Origin of the sequence: Cytobacillus firmus DS1, from assembly GCF_000565285.1 — a bacterium.
Lineage (GTDB): Bacteria > Bacillota > Bacilli > Bacillales > Cytobacillaceae > Cytobacillus > Cytobacillus firmus_A.
In genome coordinates this window covers 211,974-234,238 of the sequence record NZ_APVL01000004.1, presented here as the reverse complement: position 1 = coordinate 234,238, position 22,265 = coordinate 211,974, and the positions used below count along the sequence as shown (strand labels likewise).

Here is a 22,265-nt window from a genome sequence, read left to right as displayed (position 1 = left end):
GTTCTCACCTGACCAGCCCCTTCGCATACAGATCCCTGAAAAGAACTGTCTGAAGATCTCTTGTTTCAGGGGCAAAGATATATTGGCCGCCATACCGTTTGCATAAAATCTCAAGCTGTTCATTATGTTCTTTTAGGCGCTTTTCATATTCGGCCAAGACGGCAGGACTCATGCTCACATTTACAGCGGTCCCTGTCTCACTATCAATTAACTTTACATCTCCAGAATACGACGGTGTCATTTCTTCATTGGCCTGCACCTGAAATAGCCAGAACTCCTGTTTCAGCCCTCTTAGCTTCCTAAACAGGCTTTCCCATTCCTTAAGCGGCTCAAAGCCATCCGCTATTATTACAGCAAGCTGCTGATGTCTTGAAAGAGTGTCTTTAAGACTGCCAAGAAATTTATTGGACAGAGCTGGAGGTTCAATTTTGTGGATTTCCATAAAGGTTCGCCTGCTGTATACAGAGCCTTTTCTTTTAATAGGCTGTAAGCCATCTGAAGAAACAGGTGAAAACAGGAGCCGGTCTTCACCAGAAAGAACCATAAAGCTCAAAGCAGCAGCCAGCGCTTTGGCATACTCCCATTTTGCTTCCATTTTGGTCATTGATGAAGTGGCATCCAAATAAACAGCAATAGACAGTTCCTGTTCATCCAGGAAACGTTTTATATAATGTTTTTGTGTTCTGCCAAAGACATTCCAATCTATTTGCCGGATATCGTCTCCGGGCTGATATGCCCTGAAATCAGAAAATTCCATGGAAGATCCGAATTTATGGGATTGCCTGGAACCTGAATGAAACCCTCTTTTCCTGGTCTTTACAGCAATTTTACGCTTCTGCAGCTTTCCAAGAAGGATTTGATGGCCGTTCATCAGCTCTTATCTCCCCGGGAATTTTCTTTTATTAGAGCTTTAATTATCGAATCTGCCGTAATCCCCGCTGCTTCTCCTTCAAAGTTTAATATGAGGCGGTGGCGCAGAACGGGACAGGCAACATTTTTAAGGTCGCCTATTGAAACATGGAACCTTCCTGAGCACAATGCTCTTGCCTTTGCCATATTTATCAGACTCTGAAGGCCGCGGGGACCGCTGCCATATTGGACATATTCTTTTACTGTTTCCGGCGCATCCTCTGAATCCGGGTGTGTGGCTGTGATCAGCCATACAGCATAATCCAGGATATCCTCTGATACGAGTATTTCTCTTGAAAGTTCTTGAAGAGCAATAACATCATTCAGTCCAGCCGCCTTATTTAAATGAGTTTTTTGAACACCTGTAGTTCTCCGGGCAATTTCTTTTAATTCTTCTTGAGTCGGATAAGCTACATTCACCTTACATATAAACCGGTCGGTTTGGGCCTCCGGCAGAGGATAAGTTCCTTCCATATCAATCGGGTTTTGAGTTGCGAGAACAAAAAATGGCTTTTCCATCCTTTTGGTTTCACCCATAATGGTAACCGTTTTTTCACCCATCGCCTCAAGCAGGGCACTTTGTGTTTTAGGTGTTGCCCTGTTAATTTCATCTGCCAGAATGATGTTGGCGAATATGGGCCCTTTATGAAAACTGAATGTTTGCCTGCCTGCTTCATCAGGCTGAAGCAGCATCGTTCCGGTTATATCGGATGGCATAATATCAGGGGTAAATTGAATGCGGGAAAATTTGAGATCCAGCACTTCTGCAATAGTCTTAATCAGCATCGTTTTACCAAGCCCAGGCAAACCTTCAAGCAAAACATGGCCGCCTGAGAAAATGCTCCATAATACTTGTTCGACCACTTCCTCCTGGCCAACTATAAATGATTGAATTTCTTCTCTCACTCTTGCAATAATATCTGCTGCTTGTGCGAATTGCTGTTCTTTTTCCTGTGTTACGGACATTGAAGTCACTCCTTGTCAGGATCTATACTTGTAAAATAATTTTTAACAATTTCCTCTAAATCAGCCGGCAGCTTATACCGGTCCGCACTCTGCCTGTATGACGCCTCGTAATTTCCAAATACCTCACTGTAAGGTCTGATTGTTCCTTTTAATACAGGACCCTCCCCTTCAAACTGCTGGCCTGGCGTCCCCTGTCCAAGACTGCCATTATCATTTTCAATATTTCTCTTCCCTTCCATGCCTGATGGAATGGTGAGCAGATCCCTGGATCCCTGTCCGAGTCCGGCACCTCCTCCAAGACCGCTGCCCGAACCACTCCCTGTGCCTGAGCCTGTGCCTGCACCAGATCCCGAACCATTTCCGGAGCCACTGCCGGAGCCGCTGCCTGAACCTGTTCCTGAGCCGCTGCCATTTCCGTTGTTTCGGCTATTGCCGGGCTGATTTTGATTACTTTGTGGATTTGAATTATTCTGATGCACAGGCGGTGATGTATTAGGATTATTTGCCTGGCTCCCCGGCTGCCCGGGAGGAGCAAATGCAAGCTGCCCCGGCGGCATTCCATTCGCAGCCATTTTCTGCTGTAATGATAGCCCTGAACTCTGAAGAGCTTTTTGAGCTGCAGCCAGCTGTTTTAAGAGCCCTTCTGATTGCAACAGGTTCTCCAGCTGTTCAATAAGTTTTGACAGCTCCTCTTCAGACAGCGTCTCCTCACCGCCGGTAAGCTGTTTCAATGCATTGCTTTGGTCTACACTTAGTTCCTTCTTCTGCTTATCAAGCTTTGATAATTCTTCCCGAAAAGAAGACAGATCTTTTTCCTCCAGCATTCGGCTTAATTGCTTTAAACCGCTATTATCAAGGGTGTTTTTCATATTTTCCAGGCTCAGAGATTTTTCTTTTTCTTTGATTGCCTTTAATTCCAGGCTTTTTGTTTGTTTCGCCAGCTCCTTCAAAGCTTCCTCAGCTGACTTTTTTTCTGCAATCTTTTCTTTCGCTTTCTCTAATGCTTTTTTGACTTCAGGATTCTTTACTTTCTCAGCTTTTTTCTCAAGTTCCTCTTTTGCTTCTTCAACTATCTTGTTTTCCTTCTCCCATTTTTGCGCCAAATCCATTTTCTCTCCCGGAATCATGTATAAAAGTACTGCCAGGCATAGAAAAGCCAAACACATTAAAACAGGTTTAGGGTGAATGAAAACCTTCTTCCTGCCTAAAACCTGATGGTGTACCATTTTCATATGCTTAACTGCATCTGCAAGCTGCAATCTTGCCAGAACAGCATCATCCAAAAGGAAAGAATAGGCTGTAATGACCCTGTCTTCCGATACAAACCTGTTATACAATGAAGCTGCCTGGATTATGTCAGGCCGTTTCTTCCAAATTCGAAAAGCAGCGAAAATAGCTGAGAGCAATATAATCAGAAGGAAATAGTTTTGCAGGTATGGGATAACGAAAAGTCTTGCTAAAACCATAAGACATAAGGCCAAGACAGCCGCTATAGAAAGGAATACCTGAAATTCCTTAACAATCAGCTGAAATAAGAGCTGTCTTTTTACCGGTTTTAAGAGTCTAAGATATTGATTGCGGTCTTCCACCGATATCATTCCCTTATTATAAATTTCGGGCAATCCCCTCACCAGGGGATTTGCCCGAATAAAGTGAAACTTCAATCAGTGGGGGCTTTATCCCCCAATGATTGTTAGTTGAACCAATCTGGCCTTTACGAGCAGTTTGACTCCCACTTATCCTCCTTTGATTCCTCTTAGTCTTGAAGTGGGGGTCTTACTGCCCGTTAGACTGCGATAACCTACTAACGCTTTTTCATATTGGGACGGAGTTTTTTTATGCTAAGCAGCACAGCTCCAATGAAAATTAAAGTGTATGAAATTAAGTATGACATCCACAAAGGAAATTCAATGCCTGTTGATCTTGTAATTTCATTGGTCATTTCCGGCTCAAAGGTACTCATCAGAATAATGACCGGATTGAGCATAGCCGGGAAATATGCCAGCGGATTCGTCGGCTGAGTCCCTGTATATCCATATGCATTTGTTAATTGCATAAAAATTAATGCAAGGAAAGCCGTTCCGCCTGCTAAGAATAAAGTAACCCCATAGGTGGTAACCATCGAGACAATGGTTTTTCTGATTAGCGTTGAAAATAAGACTCCAATGCTTCCGTAAACCACAATTGTAAACAAATAAAATCCCATTGTCGTAAGCAGCTGGCCTGGAGAAATACCTCCAAATAAAAACACAAAGCTATAAAGAGGCAAACTTGCCGCAATCAGCAGAATTAAATATGAAATGGAAGAGATCAGCTTGCTTAATATTATGCTTGAGGAGCTTTGGGTCGTCGTGAGCAAGATATTTAAGGTCTGCCTCTCTCTTTCGCTGCTGATAACCCCTGCTGTTAATCCAGGGGTAATAAACAAAATCAAGCCAAGCTGCAATATAGATAAAACCATAAACATTGTCCGGCTCTGTTCCGGTTTAAAAAATCCCTGCATGTTGTTTGACAGTGATTCAATAAAAATAAAACCAACAATGATAAGCCCTAATGCCAAGAGGTAAAATAGGACCCCGAGGTAACTTTTAAAGCTTCGGAAGCGGAGCTTAAATTCTTTATTCAGTACAGGATTAACGACTAAATTCTTCATGTCAGCTCAACTCCCTTTGTAATTTCCATAAAGACATCTTCCAGGTCTGTTTCCGCTTCAGCAAAGCTGGTGATTGCCAGATTATTTAAAATGGCTCTTTTAAGAAGTTCTGTTTGTTCTTCAGCTGTCCCTTTATAAATAAACTGAAAAGATACCCCGTCCTCCTGCAAAGACAATTTAAAAATATTAGGATCATCTTCGAAAAAGGAGATGGCATTTTCTGGATTTCCATGAACTTTTACAAAAATCAGCCTTTCTCCTCTGAGCTGCGACTGGATATCAGCAACAGACCCCTGAGCCACCAGTTTACCCTGATCAATAATGCCGATGGTATCGCACATTTCTGCAAGCTCAGGCAGAATATGTGATGATATTAAAATCGTTTTGCCCATACTTTTCAATTCTTTTAATATTTCCCTCATTTCTACCCTTGCTCTTGGGTCAAGTCCCGATGCCGGTTCATCCAGGATCAGGACTTCAGGGTCATGAATCAGGCATCTTGCCAGGCAGAGACGCTGTTTCATGCCTCTTGATAGAAGGTCCACATATGACTCTCTTTTATGTGACAAGTTGACAAGGTCGAGCAGCTGTGGAATCAGCTTCTCGCGTTCTGCAAAAGGAATACCGTAACTTGCACCGTAGAAGTGCAGATACTCATCAGCCTTAAGCTGATCATAAACCCCGAAGAAGTCCGGCATATACCCAATTTGCTTTCTTACAAGCTTTGGATCCTTTTGCACATCATACCCGTTTACGTAAGCCGATCCCGAAGTTGGGGCAAGCAGGGTTGCCAAAATGGAAAAGGTTGTGGATTTTCCTGCACCATTCTGTCCGACAAAACCAAAGACACTGCCTTTTTCAATAGTAAGATTTAAGGAATCAAGTGCTGTGAATTTTCCATATCGTTTCGTTAAATCTATGATTTCAATCATTTCGCCACCTCCCCTTTTATTGTTACAGCCGGCAATGGAACGAAAGGATCTCCCTGTGAGGATTTAATAAGCTTCAAAATAAATCGGCCCTCTTTTGAAACAAACTGTGATAAGTCATCTTTACTTGTCAGCTTTAAGCTCCTTTGATCTGGTTCAATCGGGAGCCATTCTCCTGTTCTATGGTTTTCAATTGAATACTGTACGTTTTGGCTATTAATCCTAACCGAAATTTCTTCCAGTTTATAGGTTTTCTCTTTCAGCTGCATTGGAAGGCTTAGAGAATATTCATATTCTCCGTCTTCAAGCATCATTTCACTACTCGTGCTGCCCATGCCTTTTTCATAAATCTGGCCCTTTATCACATTCCAATCAGCTGCCATCATGCCATCCTTCAATGTGAATTTGCCGGAAAACTCATTTTTGGCCACAAATGGCTGAACAATCAGATTGGTGTTATTCTGTTTTGCTTTCTTCCCTTTCATGGCTACATCAATAACAGATTCTCTTGTAATTCCTGCAAGAACTGGCTGTGAAACATCTCCCAGAAGAAATGTATTGGAGGCATATTCAAGCTTTTCTCTTCTTAATCTATTAATATCATTTTGGCCATTGGCAGGACTTCCTCCATTAAATGTTCCTCCGTACGGTCTGCTCAGAAGGGACTGTTTTATGGATTTATCTAATTTAATTGTCTCACCTTTTTTGATTGAACCCAGTTTAATTGCTTCATTTCCTGACCAAATATATAATTCTTCAAAATCAAAGTCACTCTGGTTTTGAATTGTTCCTGTTAATCTTTTTTCTTTAAGGGTGATATCTGCTGTCAATTTCCCATTTATTTCTGTTTGAGCTTTTCCGTAAATGGTTTTGGATGACCAATATTCTACCTCTGGGAAAATTATCTCATTGTTTTTTACTCTTTCAGCCATAATTCCGCCTCTAAGCGGGTCAGATGACGTGGAATTGTTTGAATAAACCACAGCATTATATTCACCTTTTGGCATAGAGAGGATATATTCACCGCTTTTATTTGACAGCAGGGTTGAAGCCTGATAGCCGGTAAGCAGATTGTTATTCACTTTATATATCCCCATCTGGTTCAGCTGCGGCTGAGAAATTCTGTCTTTTGCCCCCATTCCAAAGACAGCTGCACCCATTAAAATGGCTATAGAAGGAATGATCCACCAGGAATGCTCTCGTTTATCAAGCTTTCTTAACACAAAATAAAGCACAGGCACTATTAGAATAATATAGCCTGCAAAAAGTCCAATAAGCTGTCCGACTGAAAAATTGGATGCAGGAAAGAATTCATTTATTTCTGCAAATTCCCAATAAAGCTGGTCTAGATAATCCTGTGAATAGGGGGTTGATCCATTGCCTGAACCTGATGCCTGTTTCATATAGCCTTCAAACCATGTGTCATATCCCTGCCATGAAGCTAAAGGCTCATCCCCCAGTGAAAAAGCTGTCTGCAAAATTGTCCCGCTTCCATACTCCTTTTTCAACGCTGCAGGGAGATCACCGCTTTTTGCAATAACTTCTGCACTCTTATCAACCGAACCAGTGAAGAAATTGAGCTCATCAAATTTTGGCTCCTCTCCCTTTGCCGGCTGAAGGAATTTGACTGGAGCGGATGCCTCATTTTCTGATTTCATCGGCAGCAGTGAATATAAATTTCCATAGGAGCCGCTGGCATCTGGTACTCCTCCGGCAATCAATGTTCCACCACTGAATATCCAGTCCCTTATTGCTTTTTGCTGTTTTTCACTAAGCTGGGAAACCTTAAACTCATCAATAAGCAAGTAATCGAGTGTTTCCAGCCCTGTTGCATCATCCGGCAAATCTTCCTCTTTAAGTTCAAGCAACGATTTAGAAGGAAGTGTCCGAAGCTCTTTTACACGGTCATAGTTTTCACTTAGAACTCCAATTACTTCAGTAGCCATATCTACAAATTTAGGCTTTAGTGTATTTTCTCCTTTAAAACTAACTTTTTTTCCGTCTTCCCAATCTCCTTCATAAAGAGTCAGCAATGGAATGTTCTGATACATGGAGGGGTGGTCCTCCGTCATTCCAGGTATGGAAACCAGATATTCCTTAGCTGTTCCGGCAGGCAGCTCTACTTTTACAGAAACCGCACCGCCGGTATTGAAGGATGGATGGTAACTTATCAGCAAATCTCCGCTAAATGCGTCACCTGAATTTTCCATCTTAATACGCAGAGGAAATCCCTCTCCTCTTTTTACTTTTCCGTCAAAGCCTTCATCGAGAGTAACTTTAATGCCTGTACCGGCAGCTTCTGCTGATTGGAATGGATGAAACAATAACACAAAGCAGAATAAAACCATAATGATTATTTTTAATTTACCGTGCAACCCAATCTCCCCTTTAAATATCGTAAGTATTAGCTTTTTATATTTATAGGCAGCTTCTATAACAAGGATTATTGCCAGCCTGATAACTTCTTCGATTTATAGACGCAGCTTAATGACAAAAAGTTCCTGAGGATATTAAAATAATTTGTTTTACAGGTTAATTTTGATGAAGAACAACATCATTATAGTGTAATTTTACACTATTAATTGCATTATTTAAACTATTTTTTATTTTCATTCTATTATCTTTAATATAAAAAACAGCCTGAGAACGGATTCTCAGGCTGTTTAATCAGTCATATTTTTATTCTTCCTTTTCTTCTGCTTCTTTTTCAACTATGTCGGCAAAGAGTCCATAGACATATTGTTCTGCATTAAATTCCTGCAGGTCATCCATTTTTTCACCTAAACCTACGAATTTCACAGGTATTTCCAGCTCATTTCTGATTGCCAGAACGATGCCGCCTTTTGCAGTACCATCCAGCTTTGTAAGAACAATACCGGAAACATCTGTTGCTTCCTTGAAGGTCTTAGCCTGAATCATGGCATTTTGTCCGGTGGTAGCGTCAAGAACAAGCAATACTTCGTGCGGTGCACCAGGCACTTCTCTTTCAATTACGCGCTTCACCTTTTCCAATTCTTTCATCAAATTGACTTTATTTTGAAGACGTCCCGCTGTATCACAGATTAAAATATCGGCTTTGCGCGACTTTGCTGACTGAACAGCATCATACATGACAGCTGCAGGATCAGAACCGGCTCCCTGCTTAATGACATCAACTCCGACACGTTCGCCCCACACCTCAAGCTGTTCAATCGCTCCTGCACGGAAAGTATCACCTGCTGCAAGAAGGACATTTTTCCCTTCGCTTTTGAACTTATGGGCAAGTTTTCCGATGGTCGTTGTTTTTCCGACACCGTTAACACCAACAAACAGGATAACCGTAAGTCCATCTGTCTGTATATTTAGTTCTGTCGAGGTTTCGCCTGCGCTGTCATAAATGTCTACAAGCTTCTCAGATATAACTGCCTGAACCTCGCGCGGATCCTGAATATTCTTGCGTTTTACTTCTCTTCTCAGTTCATCCACCAGTTCCATGACAGTATCAAAACCGACATCTGCCCCAATTAAGATTTCTTCGAGTTCCTCAAAAAATTCCTCATCCACTTTACGGTACCTGGAAACAAGGTCATTTACCTTATTTGAAAAATTATCGCGCGTTTTGGTTAGCCCGTCTTTAAACTTTTCAGTAACAGTATCTGTCTGCTTGGTGATTTTCTCTTTTAGTTTTTTAAAAAAACTCATGTTTTCACTTCCTTATAAAAGCAATATGTATAAGTGCGGAACAGTGTTACAAGCTGTTCCGCATTAAAGCTGCTATTGAGTAATTAATTCCCTGGTTTCTTCCAGACGTACAGATACCAGTTTGGAGACACCGGATTCCTGCATGGTTACACCGTAAAGGACATCCGCTTCTTCCATTGTTCCTTTTCTGTGAGTGATAACGATGAACTGGGTTTCGGCACTGTATCTTTTTAAGTATTGGCTGAACCTTTGGACATTCGCTTCATCCAAAGCAGCCTCAACTTCATCAAGAATACAGAATGGAACAGGCCGGACTTTCAAAATGGAAAACAGTAATGCAATGGCTGTAAGTGCCCTTTCTCCCCCAGATAATAACCCGAGGTTCTGCAATTTCTTGCCTGGCGGCTGTGCAACGATTTCCACACCTGTATTCAATAAATCATCAGGCTGGGTCAAGCGTAAATCTGCTCTGCCGCCACCGAATAAAGATTGGAAAACCGCCTCAAAATGAAATCGGATCCCTTCGAAGGTTTCTTCAAATCGCCTTTTCATTTCAACATCCATTTCATCAATAACCTGGAATAAAGTATCTTTTGCTTCCTGAAGGTCTGTTTTTTGCTCAAGCAGGAATTCATAGCGTTCCGATACTCTTTCATATTCCTCGATTGCTCCAAGATTTACAGCTCCAAGTTCCTCGATAGCCAGTTTTATGAGTTTTACTCTTTTTCGCGCCTCATCTATTTCAATCTGCAGGGGGTATTCTTCTTTAGCCGCTTCAAAAGACAGCAGGTATTCTTCTCTTAAATGATTCAGCCTATTTTCAAGCTCAACATCCAGCCGGTTCTGTTTAACTTCCTCATCTTTCAGCACTTCAACGAGGCCTTTATGCTGGCGTTTTAATTCTTTCGCCTCAAGCTCAAGATCCTCTAAAGATGTTTGGAGCTTTAAGCGTTCATTCCTTCTTGACGCAATCAGTTCAAGCGTTTCATTCTTTTCCTGCAGTTTTTGCTGTGCTGCTTCTTCCAGATGCTGTTCACCTGAAGAGCTGTTTGTCATTTCGGATGAAAGCAATTCTAAATCTTCTTTAACGGTTTTCAGCTTCTCCCGGGTAACAACAAGCTCAGAATTTATGGCGGCAAGCTTGTCCTCAGCATGGTTCAGCTGCTCACTTTTGGAAGCGAAGCTAATTTTCAGCTCATTAATTTCATATACTAAAGTTTCCTTTGAAGACTGCTGGGTGTTTTTTCTTTCTGTTAATGCTTTTATTTCATGATCAAGATTAGCTATTTGCTTTTGCTGCTGATCCAATAAAGCTGCAAGCTCGCTTTTTCTTGCCAGCAGCCTCTCTATATCTTGCGAAAACTGTGCTTTATCCATATCATAAAGGGATAGTCGCTCATTAATGCTTTTCTCTTCAAACTCTGCTTCTAATAGTTCTCCTTTTACCTTCTGTTCCATCAAACGAAGCTCTTCACCTGTTTTTCTAAGCTGTTCAATGCGTAAATCCTGTTTTTGAATTTCACTTTTTTGCAGTTTTACTTGCTTTTCGAGATTAGCTGTTTTGGATTCCATATCTGTAATTCTGGACTTCAGCTCTTCAAGTTCACCTTTACGGGAAAGAATTGAAGTACTTTTCTGTTTCACAGCTCCGCCGGTCATGGAGCCGCCGGGATTAACCACATCTCCGTCCATTGTTACGAGCCTCACACGGTATTGAAGCAGCTTCGCAAGTTCATTGGCACCTTTCAGATCACGGGCAATAACCACATTGCCAAGTAAGTTTTCAATCGCAGGCTGGTGCCTTCCTTCAAATTGTATCAGTGAAGCAGCTTCACCAATAAAGGCAGGGTGGCCTTGAACCGATTGCATTTGCCCGGTATTCAGCTTCTTCCCCTTAACTACACTTAACGGCAGGAAAGTGGCTCTGCCGTATGAATTCTTTTTCAAGAATTGAATAGCACTTCTCCCATCCTGTTCATCCTGTACGATGATATGCTGCATGGCACCGCCGAGAGCTGTTTCAATCGCAGTTTCGTATTCCTTTGGCACCTGAATTAATTCCGCTACGGCCCCTTCAATTCCCTTCAGCGTGCTGCCTCTTGCTTTCAATACTTCTTTTACCCCTTGGAAGAAACCCGAAAAGTCCTCTTCCATTTCTTCAAGCATTTCCTGCCTCGATTTTGCCTGCTGCAAATATTGATAAGCCTGATACAAGGTTATTTCCTGCTTTTGATAATTATTCTTTAATGATTCAAGCTTGCGGTCTTCATTTCGGAATAGATGAACTTGATTTTCTAATTCCTTTTGCAGGTTTTCCAGATTTGATTGTATCTTTTGTTTTTTCTCTTCATTTTTCTTGCGGTCAGCAATATATTTTTCATTATCCATTTCAAGCCTTGAACTGCGCTGACCCTGCTGACTCAGCTGCTGATCAATATTCTGTAATTCATTCCTTGAAGCTGCCTGGCTGTTCAGCACTTCAATATAATCACTTTTCAGTGATTCAATTTTTTCTTCTGTATTTTCACTGAATAGTTTGAGCTGCTCCTGCTTTTCCTTTAATGCTTTTTGAAGCTTAACAGCTTCTGTCTTCACTTTTTCCCTGAGAGCCGAGTGCTTTTCTTTCTGCTCTTTTAACTCAGCAATCTTCATTGTAAGTTCTCTCATGTTTCTATGAAGCTGGTCTTTATTCTGGCTGGCATTTTTCTTTCGCTCTTTGAGTACTTCTTTTCTGCCTTCCAGCTTTTCCAGCTCTTCACTGGCATGAAGGAGGACATCCTGCAGATCATTTACTGATTCATCAATTGCAGCAATATGATCCTTTAACTCTTCCATTTTCGCTTCTTTGTTTTGGATAACTGCCGAGAGCTTCATTTCATCTTCCGTATGCAGCTCGAGCTGACGTGAAAGCTGCTCCCATTTTGAATGCAGATCCTCTATCTCATAAACTGTAAGGGCAACCTCTATTTTCTCCAGTTCTTCCTTCTGCTGAAGATAATCTTTTGCGATCGAGGCCTGTATTTTCAAAGGCTCTACCTGGGTTTCCAGTTCATGAAGAATATCATTCACCCTGTTTAAATTATCCTGGGTTTCAGAAAGCTTGCCTTCCGCCTTTTTCTTCCTTGTCTTGTATTTAAGCACGCCAGCCGCTTCTTCAAATATCGTCCGGCGTTCTTCAGCTTTGCTGTTTAGAATTTCTTCAACTCTGCCCTGGCTTATGATTGAAAAAGCTTCCCTGCCAAGGCCAGAATCCATAAATAAATCTACGATATCTTTAAGTCTGCATGTTTGCTTATTGATCAGGTATTCGCTGTCGCCGGACCGGTAGACCCTTCTTGTAACACTGACTTCGCTATATTCGATCGGCAGACCCTGATCGGCGTTATCAAGCGTCAGCGTCACCTCTGCAAAATTCTGGGCTCTCCTGGAATCACTGCCCGCAAAAATGACGTCCTCCATTTTCGCTCCACGAAGGGACTTAGCTGATTGTTCACCCAATACCCAGCGGATGGCATCAGTTATATTGCTTTTCCCGCTTCCATTTGGACCGACAACTGCTGTGACGCCTGGAACAAAATCAACCGTTATCCGCTCAGCAAACGACTTAAATCCAATAACATCAAGCCTTTTTAAAAACAACCTTGGTCCCCCTCTGTCTCCTCATGTTTCTGCTCTTTGATGTCAGAGTTAGAAAATGTTCACTTTATATGATTTTTTAATACTTCAAGAGCCATTTGGGCCGCATGCTGTTCGGCTTCTTTCTTTGATCGGCCAGTGCCTGTCCCAAGTTCCCTGCCATTCAGAGAAACAGTGGAAACAAATTCTCGATTGTGGGCAGGCCCCTTTTCCTGAAGGATTTTGTATTCAATTGCACCTGCACCATCCCGCTGCACAAGCTCCTGCAGCTGGCTTTTAAAATCCATCACATGCGAAAAAGCACCTGAATCAATTTTCGGAAAAACAACTTTTTCCAAAAAACCGACAACTGTATCTAATCCTTTATCCAGGTATAATGCACCTATAAAGGCTTCGAATACATCTGCAAGCAAAGCCGGACGGGTTCTTCCTCCTGTCATTTCCTCCCCTTTACCAAGGAGCACCAGGCTGCCAAAAGACAATTCATGGGCAAAAGAGACCAGGGATGGTTCGCAGACAACCGCAGCCCTCAGCTTTGTTAATTCACCCTCGCTCATCATCGGATATTTTAAGTAAAGGAATTTTGAAACAGTCAGTTCCAGGACGGCATCACCCAGGAATTCCAGCCTTTCATTGTCTTCATAAGGCTTTCTCCGGTGCTCATTCACATAGGATGAATGGGTAAAAGCTTGTTTGAGTAATTTTTCATTTTCAAAGTGAATTCCGATTTCCGCCTGGAATTCTTTAAATTGTTTTTCGATTGCGCGAAATGATTTTCTTTCTTTATCTTTATTACTGCGCATATTGCATCCACCTTGCTAATATTAATATTCTTTTTAGTAGTAGTCTCATTTCAAAAATAGTGATGTTTTAGGTTTTGAACTAAGCCCGTTGATTTCCGCTACAGGCACTCGCTTTCCGCGGGGCGGGCGGTGAGCCTCCTCGACGATGCGCGTCTGCGGGGTCTCACCTGTCCCGCTGCTCCCGCTGGAGTCTCGCACCTTCCGCTCCAATCAACTCAATGAAAAATATAGATAAATGTCCAAAAACCATAAGATTTAAGTAGACTTACATTCACAAAAATCTTAAATAAATGGTCTTCCCTAAGTTTACGTAATAAAGAGGAAAAACGCAAAAAAACTTCTATATAAAGCAATTTTATAGTTACGGTTATTTTCACAGAAGAAAGCCCCGTTATCAAACGGAGCTTTTGAGAAACGTATTTACTGTCCACAGTCACCTGCTGCTGGCTGGAAGCTTTATTCCATGCTGCCCTTTTGATGCTGCAGGTAACACCGGACAGTAAACATCTGAAAAAAATTGCTGCAGTGAGGGGGGTTCCCTCACTGCAGAGTGGTTCTACTAACGATTATTGGCTAGCTTTTATGTAATTTACAGCGTCACCGACTGTTGCGATTTTCTCAGCATCATCGTCAGAAATTTCCATGTCGAACTCATCTTCTAATTCCATTACTAATTCTACAACGTCAAGGGAATCAGCACCTAGATCATCTTTGAAAGAAGCCTCCAGTTTCACTTCAGACTCTTCAACGCCAAGACGGTCCACGATGATCTTTGTTACACGTTCTAATACTTCTGCCATGCTTGTTCACCTCCCCTCAAGTATTATAGATTATTTTTAGCCTTTATTGAAAGGTTTTATAAAAAAATTTGCATTACAACCCTGTTACAAATTACATGACCATTCCGCCATCAACATGCAGGGTTTGTCCTGTCATATAACGGCTGTCCTCTGAAGCAAGAAACACTGCCACATTTGCAATATCAGCAGGATCGCCGAAGCGTGCCAATGGGATTTGTTTCAGCATCTGATCTCTTACATCCTCGTTCAGCTTATCCGTCATATCAGTTGTGATGAAGCCTGGTGCAATCGCATTGACTGTTATCCCTCTTGATGCAAGTTCCTTTGCGGAGGTCTTTGTCAGGCCAATAACACCTGATTTAGCAGCGACATAATTAGCCTGTCCAGGATTTCCGCTTACTCCGACAATGGATGAAATATTGATAATGCGGCCGCTGCGCTGTTTCATCATCTGCCTTGTAACAGCTTTGGTACAAAGGAAAACACCTTTAAGGTTAATGTTAATAACATCATCCCATTCTTCTTCCTTCATTCTCATAAGCAGGTTGTCCTTTGTAATTCCAGCATTATTAACCAGAATATCCAGCTTGCCAAACTTTTCTACTGTTTCTTTAACCATACTTGCCACGGAATCACTATTTGACACATCGCATTGAATAGCGAATGCATTTCTGCCTAATGCTTTTATTTCATCAACTACTTCGTTTGCCCTTGCCTCACTTCCGGAGTAGTTAACAGCAATATCCGCACCTTGCCTGGCAAGACCCAAGGCGATTTCTCTTCCGATTCCGCGGGAAGCTCCTGTTACTAAAGCGGCTTTTCCCTCTAGCTTCATCTCAATTCCTCCTTCAAGGATTCTGTAACTGCCTGGCAGGATTCAGCATCGGAAACGGCATACGTTTTGAGGGAACGATCAACCTTTTTCACTAAGCCCGACAGTACTTTTCCAGGTCCTATTTCAATAAATGTATCTACTCCAAGCTCTATCATTTTGCGGATTGAATCCTCCCAGAGTACAGGAGAATACAGCTGTTCAATCAATCTGCTGTTGATTTCTGAAGCGGAAATCATTTCAGAAGCCGTAACATTTGCAATGACAGGAACAGCTGCATCTTTGATCTCAATCTCATCCAGGATTTCCCTGAATTTCTCCGCAGCAGGCTTCATTAATTCAGAATGGAAAGGACCGCTTACCTCCAGCGGAAGAACACGCTTGGCACCTTCTTCTTTAGCCTTTACAGAAGCCAGTTCCACTCCTGCTTTTGAACCTGAAATGACAATTTGTCCAGGACAGTTCAGGTTTGCAAGCTGAACCGGATTTCCTCCTTCAGTAACCTCTTCTGTAACTGCAGTAAGCTTGTCCCTGTCAAGACCCAATACCGCAGCCATTGTTCCTTCGCCATTTGGAACTGCTTCTTCCATGAATTCCCCCCGCTTACGGACAGCATATACCCCATCCTCAAAGGATATAGCTTCCGCAGCAACTAGTGCAGTATACTCACCAAGGCTATGTCCCGCCACAAAATCAGGTTTTATACCAGATCTTTTAAAATAATCGAGAATGGCAATGCCGGTGGTCAACAGTGCAGGCTGAGCGTTTGTTGTCAAAGTCAATTTGTCCTGAGGCCCTTCAAAAATAAGTGCCGATAATGAAAAGCCAAGTTTTTGATCGGCTCTTTCGAAAAATGATTTTACTTTTTCATTCTGTTCAGCTAACGATTTACCCATCCCTGCAGCCTGGGACCCCTGCCCAGGGAATAAAAAGGCGATTTTACCCATCGTGCTTCCCCCCAAGTTAAAATGTGTTTATTTAAGAGCTGTTTTCTGGGCTTCTTTTTCAACTGCTTCCTTAATCGTATCAGCAACATTGTTTTCGACCATGTTCCTGGTCTGCCTCACTGCACTGAATAAAGCTGTTGCATCTGAAGAACCATGCGCCTTGATAACCGGCGCCTTTAATCCAAATAATCCTGCACCGCCGTATTCCGAATAATCCATTCTAGATTTAAGCTGGTATAAATCAGGCTTTAAGACTGCTGCTGCCAATTTTGTTTTAAAGTTGCTGGTCAGAGCTGTTTTTAGCATTTTGAATACAGATAGAGCAGTACCTTCAATTGTCTTGAGCACCATATTGCCGGTAAAGCCATCCGTCACTACAACATCCGCAGCTCCCTCAAGCAAATCGCGCGCTTCCACATTGCCGATAAAATTGATATCCGCCTTCTTCAGCAGATCAAATGTATTTTTTGCCAGCTCATTGCCTTTTTTCTCTTCCGTTCCGATATTTAGGAGCCCTACTCTGGGATTGGCTACACCCCGGACTTTTTCAGTATATATAGATCCAATAATCGCATATTGAAGAAGATGCTCTGGCTTCGCATCCACATTCGCCCCTACATCGAGCAAAAGGAAACCTTCCCCTCCTATTGTTGGAAGCGTAGGTGATAATGCCGGGCGTTCAATGCCCTCTATCCTTCCTACCACAAAAAGACCTGCTGCCATAAGAGCACCCGTGTTTCCTGCGGAAATGCAAGCATCAGCCTTACCATCTGTGACAAGCTGCGCTGCAAGCACCATAGATGCATTTTTCTTTCTGCGTACAGCCCTCACCGGCTCATCATCAGGCAAAATGACTTCATCTGTATGCAAAATGTCAATTCGCTCATTTGAAATAAGGTATTGGTTTATTTTTGACTCATCGCCTACAAGGGTAATATGTACATCTTTAAACTCTGCGGCGGCTTTCATTGCCCCAAGGACAATTTCCTTTGGGGCATTGTCGCCACCCATTGCGTCTATGGCAATTTTCATGATGCTTCATCCTTTAGTGATTATTTTTTTCTGAACATGTCAAATTCGCCCTTAAATACCTGTTCGTTATTTACAAAGCTGTTCACTTCAACCATTGTCCTTCCGCTGTCAATATCAATTGTAAGGACCTTTGCTTTTGCGATGACACGTTCATTTAATCTCACTGGCCTTGTAAATTGAATATTGGCTTTTGCCGTTAATGCCAGCTCATCATTTATTACAGCGACAGCCAGTGAGTTGGCCTGTGCAAACAAGTGATGGCCCCGGGCAATTCCATTACGCTTAAAGACATGTTCATTTTTTACATCGAAAATGGATATCGCCGTTTTATCCAATTCTATATCTATTATTTCACCGATTATTTCTTCTATTGGTAAAGATCGCACTTCATCCTCAAAACTTTTCTCGGCAACATGCTTGATTCGCTCACGCAATTCCGGAATTGATAATTCCAGCCGATCGAGCCTGATTGTCTGGACGCTGACAGAGAATTTGTCCGCAAGTTCCTCGTCCGTGACAAAAGGATTTTCTTTTATTGTGTCCGTTAATAATGCTTGACGTTCTTTTTTGTTTCTTTTCATTAAAATCCCACCGTCCGAGATATTAAGACTAGGTACTAATAGTAGTATATAATCAAAAAAAGCAGATTGCAAGAAAGAACTTTTCCGCAATCCGCTCTGATTACCTTATTTCTAATCCAGTTTTTCCCCTTCCAGCACTCCTGTTTCCTTTAAGTAATGCCGCAAAGGCAAGTACTCATCTGAGTGCCAGAATTCATCTGATTCCACCAGCATTGATGCATCGTTTCTGGCGGTTTCGAGCGCGCGGTAATCATGGACCATATCAGCGACTTTAAATTCAGGGAGCCCGCTTTGTTTTCTTCCGAAAAAGTCTCCAGGACCTCTCAGCTCGAGGTCTTTTTCACTTAGTGCAAAACCATCATTGGTTTCTGTCATGATTTTCATGCGTTCTTTTCCAACTTCCGATTTAGGGTCAGCCAGAAGCACACAATAAGATTGTTTATCTCCTCTTCCTACCCTGCCCCTCAACTGATGCAGCTGTGCAAGTCCAAACCTTTCCGCATCATAGATCACCATCATCGTTGCATTCGGAACATTTACACCCACTTCGACAACCGTCGTTGAAACAAGAATCTGATTTTCATTTCGGCTGAAAGCTTTCATAACATTTTCCTTTTCGTCCGGATGAAGCCTGCCATGCATGAGCCCGACATCATAACGGCCATGAAAATGATGCATCAATGTTGCGTGGACATCGATAGCGTTTTGAACATCCAGTTTGTCTGACTCCTCAATAAGGGGACAGATCACATATACCTGCTGACCTGCTGAAAGCTCCTTTTCCATAAAACCAAGAACCCTATCCAGCATTTCAGGTTTTGCCCAATAGGTTTCAATTGTTTTTCGTCCTGCCGGCATTTCATCTATGATGGATACATCCATTTCCCCAAAAACAGTAATGGCCAATGTTCTTGGGATTGGCGTTGCAGTCATGAAGAGAACATCCGGATTCTCGCCTTTTTCCCTGAGGATGCGCCTCTGCCCGACCCCGAATCTATGCTGCTCATCGGTAATGACAAGTCCCAATTTATTAAATTCCACTTCATCCTGGATAAGTGCATGTGTGCCTATGAGAACATCAATTTCTCCGTCCTTGAGATGCTGAAGAATTTCTCTTCTGCGTTTTCCTTTTACTGAGCTTGTCAGGAGTTCACATCGCATCCCAAACGGCAAGAGCATCGACTTTAAAGATTCCGCATGCTGTTCTGCCAGGATTTCGGTCGGGACCATTAATGCTCCCTGAAAACCCGCTGTCCTGCTGGCAAAAAGAGCAATCGCCGCAACTGCCGTTTTGCCGGAACCAACATCCCCCTGTAAGAGCCTGTTCATCCGGTATGGAGATTTCAGATCAGTCATGATCTCATTAACTACTCTTTTTTGTGCTCCGGTTAATGCAAATGGCAGTGAGTCAATGAACTCCATTAATCTTGAAAGATCATAAGCCTGTGCAACACCTTTTGACTGCTCTCTTTCAATCTTTCTTAGTGCCTGCATTTTTAATTGAAAATAGAAGAACTCCTCATAAACAAAACGTCGCCTTCCCTGCTTGAGTTCCTGATCATCGGCAGGAAAATGAAGTGATCTCACAGAATCTCGCCTATTTAAAAGTCTATATTGCAATAAATATTTTTCAGGCAAAGTTTCTGATATGTCATTCCCATACTGTGAGAAAGCTAGTTTAATAAATCGCCTGATTCCCTTGACTGTGATATTTCCTTTTACAGCGTAAACCGGCTCAAAATCCTTATTGTTAGAGGCATTTCCTATTTTAAGTTCACTGGCTGTTATGACCTGCCTATGCTGGTCCCATTTGCCAGTCACCGTAACAGTTTCATTTAATACAATTTTGTTCTTCAAATATGGCTGATTGAACAGGATCACTTGAATAAGATACCGTCCTACAAGCACCCGAACAGTCAGCCTGGAGCGTTTCCTGCCGTAATAAGCAAGTGAAGGTTCACTGTGAACCTTTCCTTCAACCGTCACTCTTTCATCATGCTTCATTTCTGCCAGATCCTTGAGCCTGTAATCTTCATATCTATATGGAAAATATTCAAGCAAGTCTTTTACAGTGTAAATATTCATTTCAGCCAATAATTCAGCTGATTCCTCTCCGATGCCTTTGACAGCTGTAACAGACTGGATTAAATTTGGATTCACCATTTATTGAACGGATGCCAATTATATTTTCTTTCAGGCAGTCCGTCACCCCTCCCTGCTCCGTTACTTTTATATATAGGCTTATATAGCGCCTGCTTTATAACTAGCACATTGTGATTTAAAAATGCAAGAAAGTAAACTTTAAACAAAAAATTCATGCTTCAAAAGCATTAATTAAATGTCTAAAATGGACAAAAGCGAAGGCTGGGCCCTCGCTTTGTTTATTATTTATTGGTTATTCAATTGCGAAAATGAAAGAGTATAGAGGCTGTTTTCCATCATGAAGCTCGACCTCAATATCTTCATATTTATCTTCAATATAGCTGATAAGTGAGTCTACTTCCTCTTCTGCTGCATCTTCACCTTTTAAGACGGTAAGGATCTCAGAGTCATCGTCGATCATTCCTTCCAGAAGATCTTTGGCAGCCTGTACTCTATCCTTGTTTTTCACAACAATTTTCCCGTCTGCAATGCCCATGAAATCATCTTTTTCGATCTCAAGGCCGTCAATGCTTGTATCACGGACAGCAAACGTGATTTGGCCTGTTTTCACATGCTGAAGGGCATCTGTCATGCCTTCTTCGTTTTCCGCAAGTTCAGCACTTGGGTTAAAGGCAAGAAGTGCCGCCATTCCCTGTGGAACGGTCTTTGAAGGAACAACCACTGCTTCTTCTTCAGTCACTTCTGCAGCCTGCTGTGCAGCCATGATGATATTTTTATTGTTTGGCAAAATGATTACTTTTTTTGCATTTACTTCTTTGATGGCTTTTACGATATCTTCCGTGCTGGGATTCATTGTCTGCCCGCCCTCAATGACCGCATGTGCACCGATGCTTCGGAAAAGATCTGCGATGCCGCTTCCCATTGATACTGTCACAATTCCGTACTCCCGCTTTTCTTTTGGCTTAGCCCCGGCTGCCAAAGGTGTAGGAACGTCTTCGACCAAGTTGGTGTGCTGCTGGCGCATGTTTTCAATCTTCATATTGATTAAGCTGCCATAGCGCTGTCCGTATGTCAGACAATCTCCCGGCTGTTCAGAGTGGATATGTACTTTTACAAGCTGCTCATCCGCAATCACCAGAAGTGAGTCGCCATATTGGCTTAAGTCCTGGCGGAACTTTTCTTCTGAAAAAGGATTACCAGAAAGCTTTTCATCTTCGAATTTGACCATAAATTCAGTGCAATAACCGAATTCAATATCCTCCGTGTTCATAAAGCTATGAACATTTTTATGGTGTTCTGCGTTAACCAGATCATCCATCTTTGGAAGGGCTGCCGGTGTATCAGGAAGTTTTTCGCCCTTTAGCTCGGCAAGGAATCCTTCATATACAAAAACAAGGCCCTGGCCGCCGCTGTCTACAACTCCAACTTCTTTTAAGACGGGAAGAAGATCAGGAGTGCGGTTTAGAGAAGCCTTTGCTTCTTTTAAAACTTCCTCCATAATCACTATGATATCATCTTCATGATTTGCAGCCTGAACCGCTTTCTTAGCGGAATCTTTTGCAACAGTAAGAATCGTTCCTTCAACCGGCTTCATAACAGCTTTATATGCCGTCTCTACACCAGAATTCAAGGCATCAGCAAACTCTTTTCCATTGATAGATGCTTTTTGTTCAATGGCTTTTGAGAAGCCCCGGAACAGCTGGGAGAGAATTACTCCCGAGTTCCCCCGTGCCCCCATCAGCAGACCTTTAGAAAGAGCCGAGCCTACCTTTCCAATATGCTCCTGGATATTAGCTTTAACTTCCTTTGCTCCGGAAGTCATTGACAAATTCATGTTGGTTCCCGTGTCTCCATCAGGAACAGGGAAAACATTTAACGCATCCACTAATTTTGCATTAGCAGATAAATGGTTCGCTCCTTGTATGACCATTTCGGCAAAAAGCTTCCCATCTAAATCTTTTTTTGACACAAGTCTTTCCTCCTCACTACGGGTTCGTTACTCGAACTCCCTGAACGTAAATATTAACCGAGTCAGTGCTAAGCCCAACTGTTTTATCAAGGGTGTATTTCACTTTAGATTGCACATTGTGGGCAACCTCGGAAATTTTCGTTCCGTAACTTACAATAATATACATATCGATATGTACTTCATCTTCTTCCTGGCGGACAATTACACCACGGGTAAAATTCTCTTTTCGCAGTATATCTGTAAGGCCATCCTTAATTTGATTTTTAGAGGCCATTCCTACGATGCCGTAGCAGTCAACTGCTGCTCCGCCTGCGATTGTTGCAATTACATCATTAGAGATATCAATTTGCCCGAAATTTGTTTTTAATTCGATGGACATGGTTCGTTCCCCCTTTGGAAATTGCTTTTCATAAAAGCTTCTTCA

The 22,265-nt window shown here is 42.2% G+C and carries 17 protein-coding genes; all 17 read right to left on the bottom strand.

From position 1 onward, the window contains the following. Positions 1–4: 4 nt before the first annotated feature. Positions 5–871, bottom strand: coding sequence for a DUF58 domain-containing protein (locus tag PBF_RS07285; RefSeq protein WP_035328912.1), 867 nt, complete (start codon positions 869–871; stop codon positions 5–7). Continuing rightward, on the bottom strand, positions 871–1,875 hold the full coding sequence (locus PBF_RS07280) for an AAA family ATPase (RefSeq protein ID WP_035328910.1): 1,005 nt from the start codon (positions 1,873–1,875) through the stop codon (positions 871–873). The genes PBF_RS07285 and PBF_RS07280 overlap by 1 nt, the downstream gene beginning before the upstream one ends. A 5-nt stretch (positions 1,876–1,880) precedes the next feature. Beyond that, positions 1,881–3,506: a hypothetical protein gene (locus PBF_RS07275; RefSeq protein WP_235192220.1), complete on the bottom strand. Its 1,626-nt coding sequence runs from the start codon at positions 3,504–3,506 to the stop codon at positions 1,881–1,883. Positions 3,507–3,679: 173 nt separating this feature from the next. Further along, positions 3,680–4,528 carry an ABC transporter permease gene (locus tag PBF_RS07270; RefSeq protein ID WP_035328906.1) on the bottom strand — a complete coding sequence of 283 codons (849 nt, stop codon included), beginning with the start codon at positions 4,526–4,528 and terminating at the stop codon, positions 3,680–3,682. Continuing rightward, positions 4,525–5,460 carry an ABC transporter ATP-binding protein gene (locus PBF_RS07265; protein WP_035328904.1) on the bottom strand — a complete coding sequence of 312 codons (936 nt, stop codon included), beginning with the start codon at positions 5,458–5,460 and terminating at the stop codon, positions 4,525–4,527. Before PBF_RS07265 ends, PBF_RS07270 begins: the two co-directional genes overlap by 4 nt. Then, complete coding sequence (locus tag PBF_RS07260) at positions 5,457–7,832, bottom strand: hypothetical protein (RefSeq protein ID WP_035328903.1); 2,376 nt, start codon at positions 7,830–7,832, stop codon at positions 5,457–5,459. Before PBF_RS07260 ends, PBF_RS07265 begins: the two co-directional genes overlap by 4 nt. Before the next feature lie 304 nt (positions 7,833–8,136). Then, positions 8,137–9,138, bottom strand: coding sequence for a signal recognition particle-docking protein FtsY (ftsY, locus tag PBF_RS07255; protein WP_035328901.1), 1,002 nt, complete (start codon positions 9,136–9,138; stop codon positions 8,137–8,139). A 72-nt stretch (positions 9,139–9,210) separates the two neighbouring features. After that, positions 9,211–12,777, bottom strand: a complete 3,567-nt coding sequence (gene smc, locus PBF_RS07250) for a chromosome segregation protein SMC (RefSeq protein WP_035328899.1) — start codon at positions 12,775–12,777, stop codon at positions 9,211–9,213. Between the two features lie 59 nt (positions 12,778–12,836). After that, a complete protein-coding gene (rnc, locus tag PBF_RS07245) occupies positions 12,837–13,577 on the bottom strand; it encodes a ribonuclease III (protein ID WP_035328897.1) in 741 nt (246 codons plus the stop codon). Between the two features lie 566 nt (positions 13,578–14,143). Next, positions 14,144–14,377, bottom strand: coding sequence for an acyl carrier protein (locus PBF_RS07240; protein WP_009330799.1), 234 nt, complete (start codon positions 14,375–14,377; stop codon positions 14,144–14,146). 91 nt (positions 14,378–14,468) lie between these two features. Further along, positions 14,469–15,212: a 3-oxoacyl-[acyl-carrier-protein] reductase gene (fabG, locus tag PBF_RS07235; RefSeq protein WP_035328895.1), complete on the bottom strand. Its 744-nt coding sequence runs from the start codon at positions 15,210–15,212 to the stop codon at positions 14,469–14,471. Continuing rightward, positions 15,209–16,156 carry an ACP S-malonyltransferase gene (fabD, locus tag PBF_RS07230; protein WP_035328893.1) on the bottom strand — a complete coding sequence of 316 codons (948 nt, stop codon included), beginning with the start codon at positions 16,154–16,156 and terminating at the stop codon, positions 15,209–15,211. The genes fabG and fabD overlap by 4 nt, the downstream gene beginning before the upstream one ends. Before the next feature lie 27 nt (positions 16,157–16,183). Further along, entirely contained in the window at positions 16,184–17,188 is a 1,005-nt protein-coding gene (plsX, locus tag PBF_RS07225; protein WP_035328891.1) for a phosphate acyltransferase PlsX, read from the bottom strand. A gap of 20 nt (positions 17,189–17,208) precedes the next feature. Further along, positions 17,209–17,769 carry a transcription factor FapR gene (gene fapR, locus PBF_RS07220; protein WP_035328889.1) on the bottom strand — a complete coding sequence of 187 codons (561 nt, stop codon included), beginning with the start codon at positions 17,767–17,769 and terminating at the stop codon, positions 17,209–17,211. Positions 17,770–17,880: 111 nt separating this feature from the next. Further along, positions 17,881–19,932 carry an ATP-dependent DNA helicase RecG gene (gene recG, locus PBF_RS07215; protein WP_200870020.1) on the bottom strand — a complete coding sequence of 684 codons (2,052 nt, stop codon included), beginning with the start codon at positions 19,930–19,932 and terminating at the stop codon, positions 17,881–17,883. Positions 19,933–20,164: 232 nt separating this feature from the next. After that, positions 20,165–21,841, bottom strand: a complete 1,677-nt coding sequence (locus PBF_RS07210) for a DAK2 domain-containing protein (protein WP_035328887.1) — start codon at positions 21,839–21,841, stop codon at positions 20,165–20,167. A gap of 16 nt (positions 21,842–21,857) precedes the next feature. Further along, entirely contained in the window at positions 21,858–22,220 is a 363-nt protein-coding gene (locus PBF_RS07205) for an Asp23/Gls24 family envelope stress response protein (protein WP_009330806.1), read from the bottom strand. Positions 22,221–22,265 lie beyond the last annotated feature (45 nt).

Coding starts and splice junctions, on each gene's coding strand:
- PBF_RS07285 (WP_035328912.1), bottom strand. CDS start 871: ATGAACGGCCATCAAATCCTTCTTGGAAAGCTGCAGAAGCGTAAAATT.
- PBF_RS07280 (WP_035328910.1), bottom strand. CDS start 1,875: ATGTCCGTAACACAGGAAAAAGAACAGCAATTCGCACAAGCAGCAGAT.
- PBF_RS07270 (WP_035328906.1), bottom strand. CDS start 4,528: ATGAAGAATTTAGTCGTTAATCCTGTACTGAATAAAGAATTTAAGCTC.
- PBF_RS07265 (WP_035328904.1), bottom strand. CDS start 5,460: ATGATTGAAATCATAGATTTAACGAAACGATATGGAAAATTCACAGCA.
- ftsY (WP_035328901.1), bottom strand. CDS start 9,138: ATGAGTTTTTTTAAAAAACTAAAAGAGAAAATCACCAAGCAGACAGAT.
- rnc (WP_035328897.1), bottom strand. CDS start 13,577: ATGCGCAGTAATAAAGATAAAGAAAGAAAATCATTTCGCGCAATCGAA.
- PBF_RS07240 (WP_009330799.1), bottom strand. CDS start 14,377: ATGGCAGAAGTATTAGAACGTGTAACAAAGATCATCGTGGACCGTCTT.
- fabG (WP_035328895.1), bottom strand. CDS start 15,212: ATGAAGCTAGAGGGAAAAGCCGCTTTAGTAACAGGAGCTTCCCGCGGA.
- fabD (WP_035328893.1), bottom strand. CDS start 16,156: ATGGGTAAAATCGCCTTTTTATTCCCTGGGCAGGGGTCCCAGGCTGCA.
- plsX (WP_035328891.1), bottom strand. CDS start 17,188: ATGAAAATTGCCATAGACGCAATGGGTGGCGACAATGCCCCAAAGGAA.
- fapR (WP_035328889.1), bottom strand. CDS start 17,769: ATGAAAAGAAACAAAAAAGAACGTCAAGCATTATTAACGGACACAATA.
- recG (WP_200870020.1), bottom strand. CDS start 19,932: ATGGTGAATCCAAATTTAATCCAGTCTGTTACAGCTGTCAAAGGCATC.
- PBF_RS07205 (WP_009330806.1), bottom strand. CDS start 22,220: ATGTCCATCGAATTAAAAACAAATTTCGGGCAAATTGATATCTCTAAT.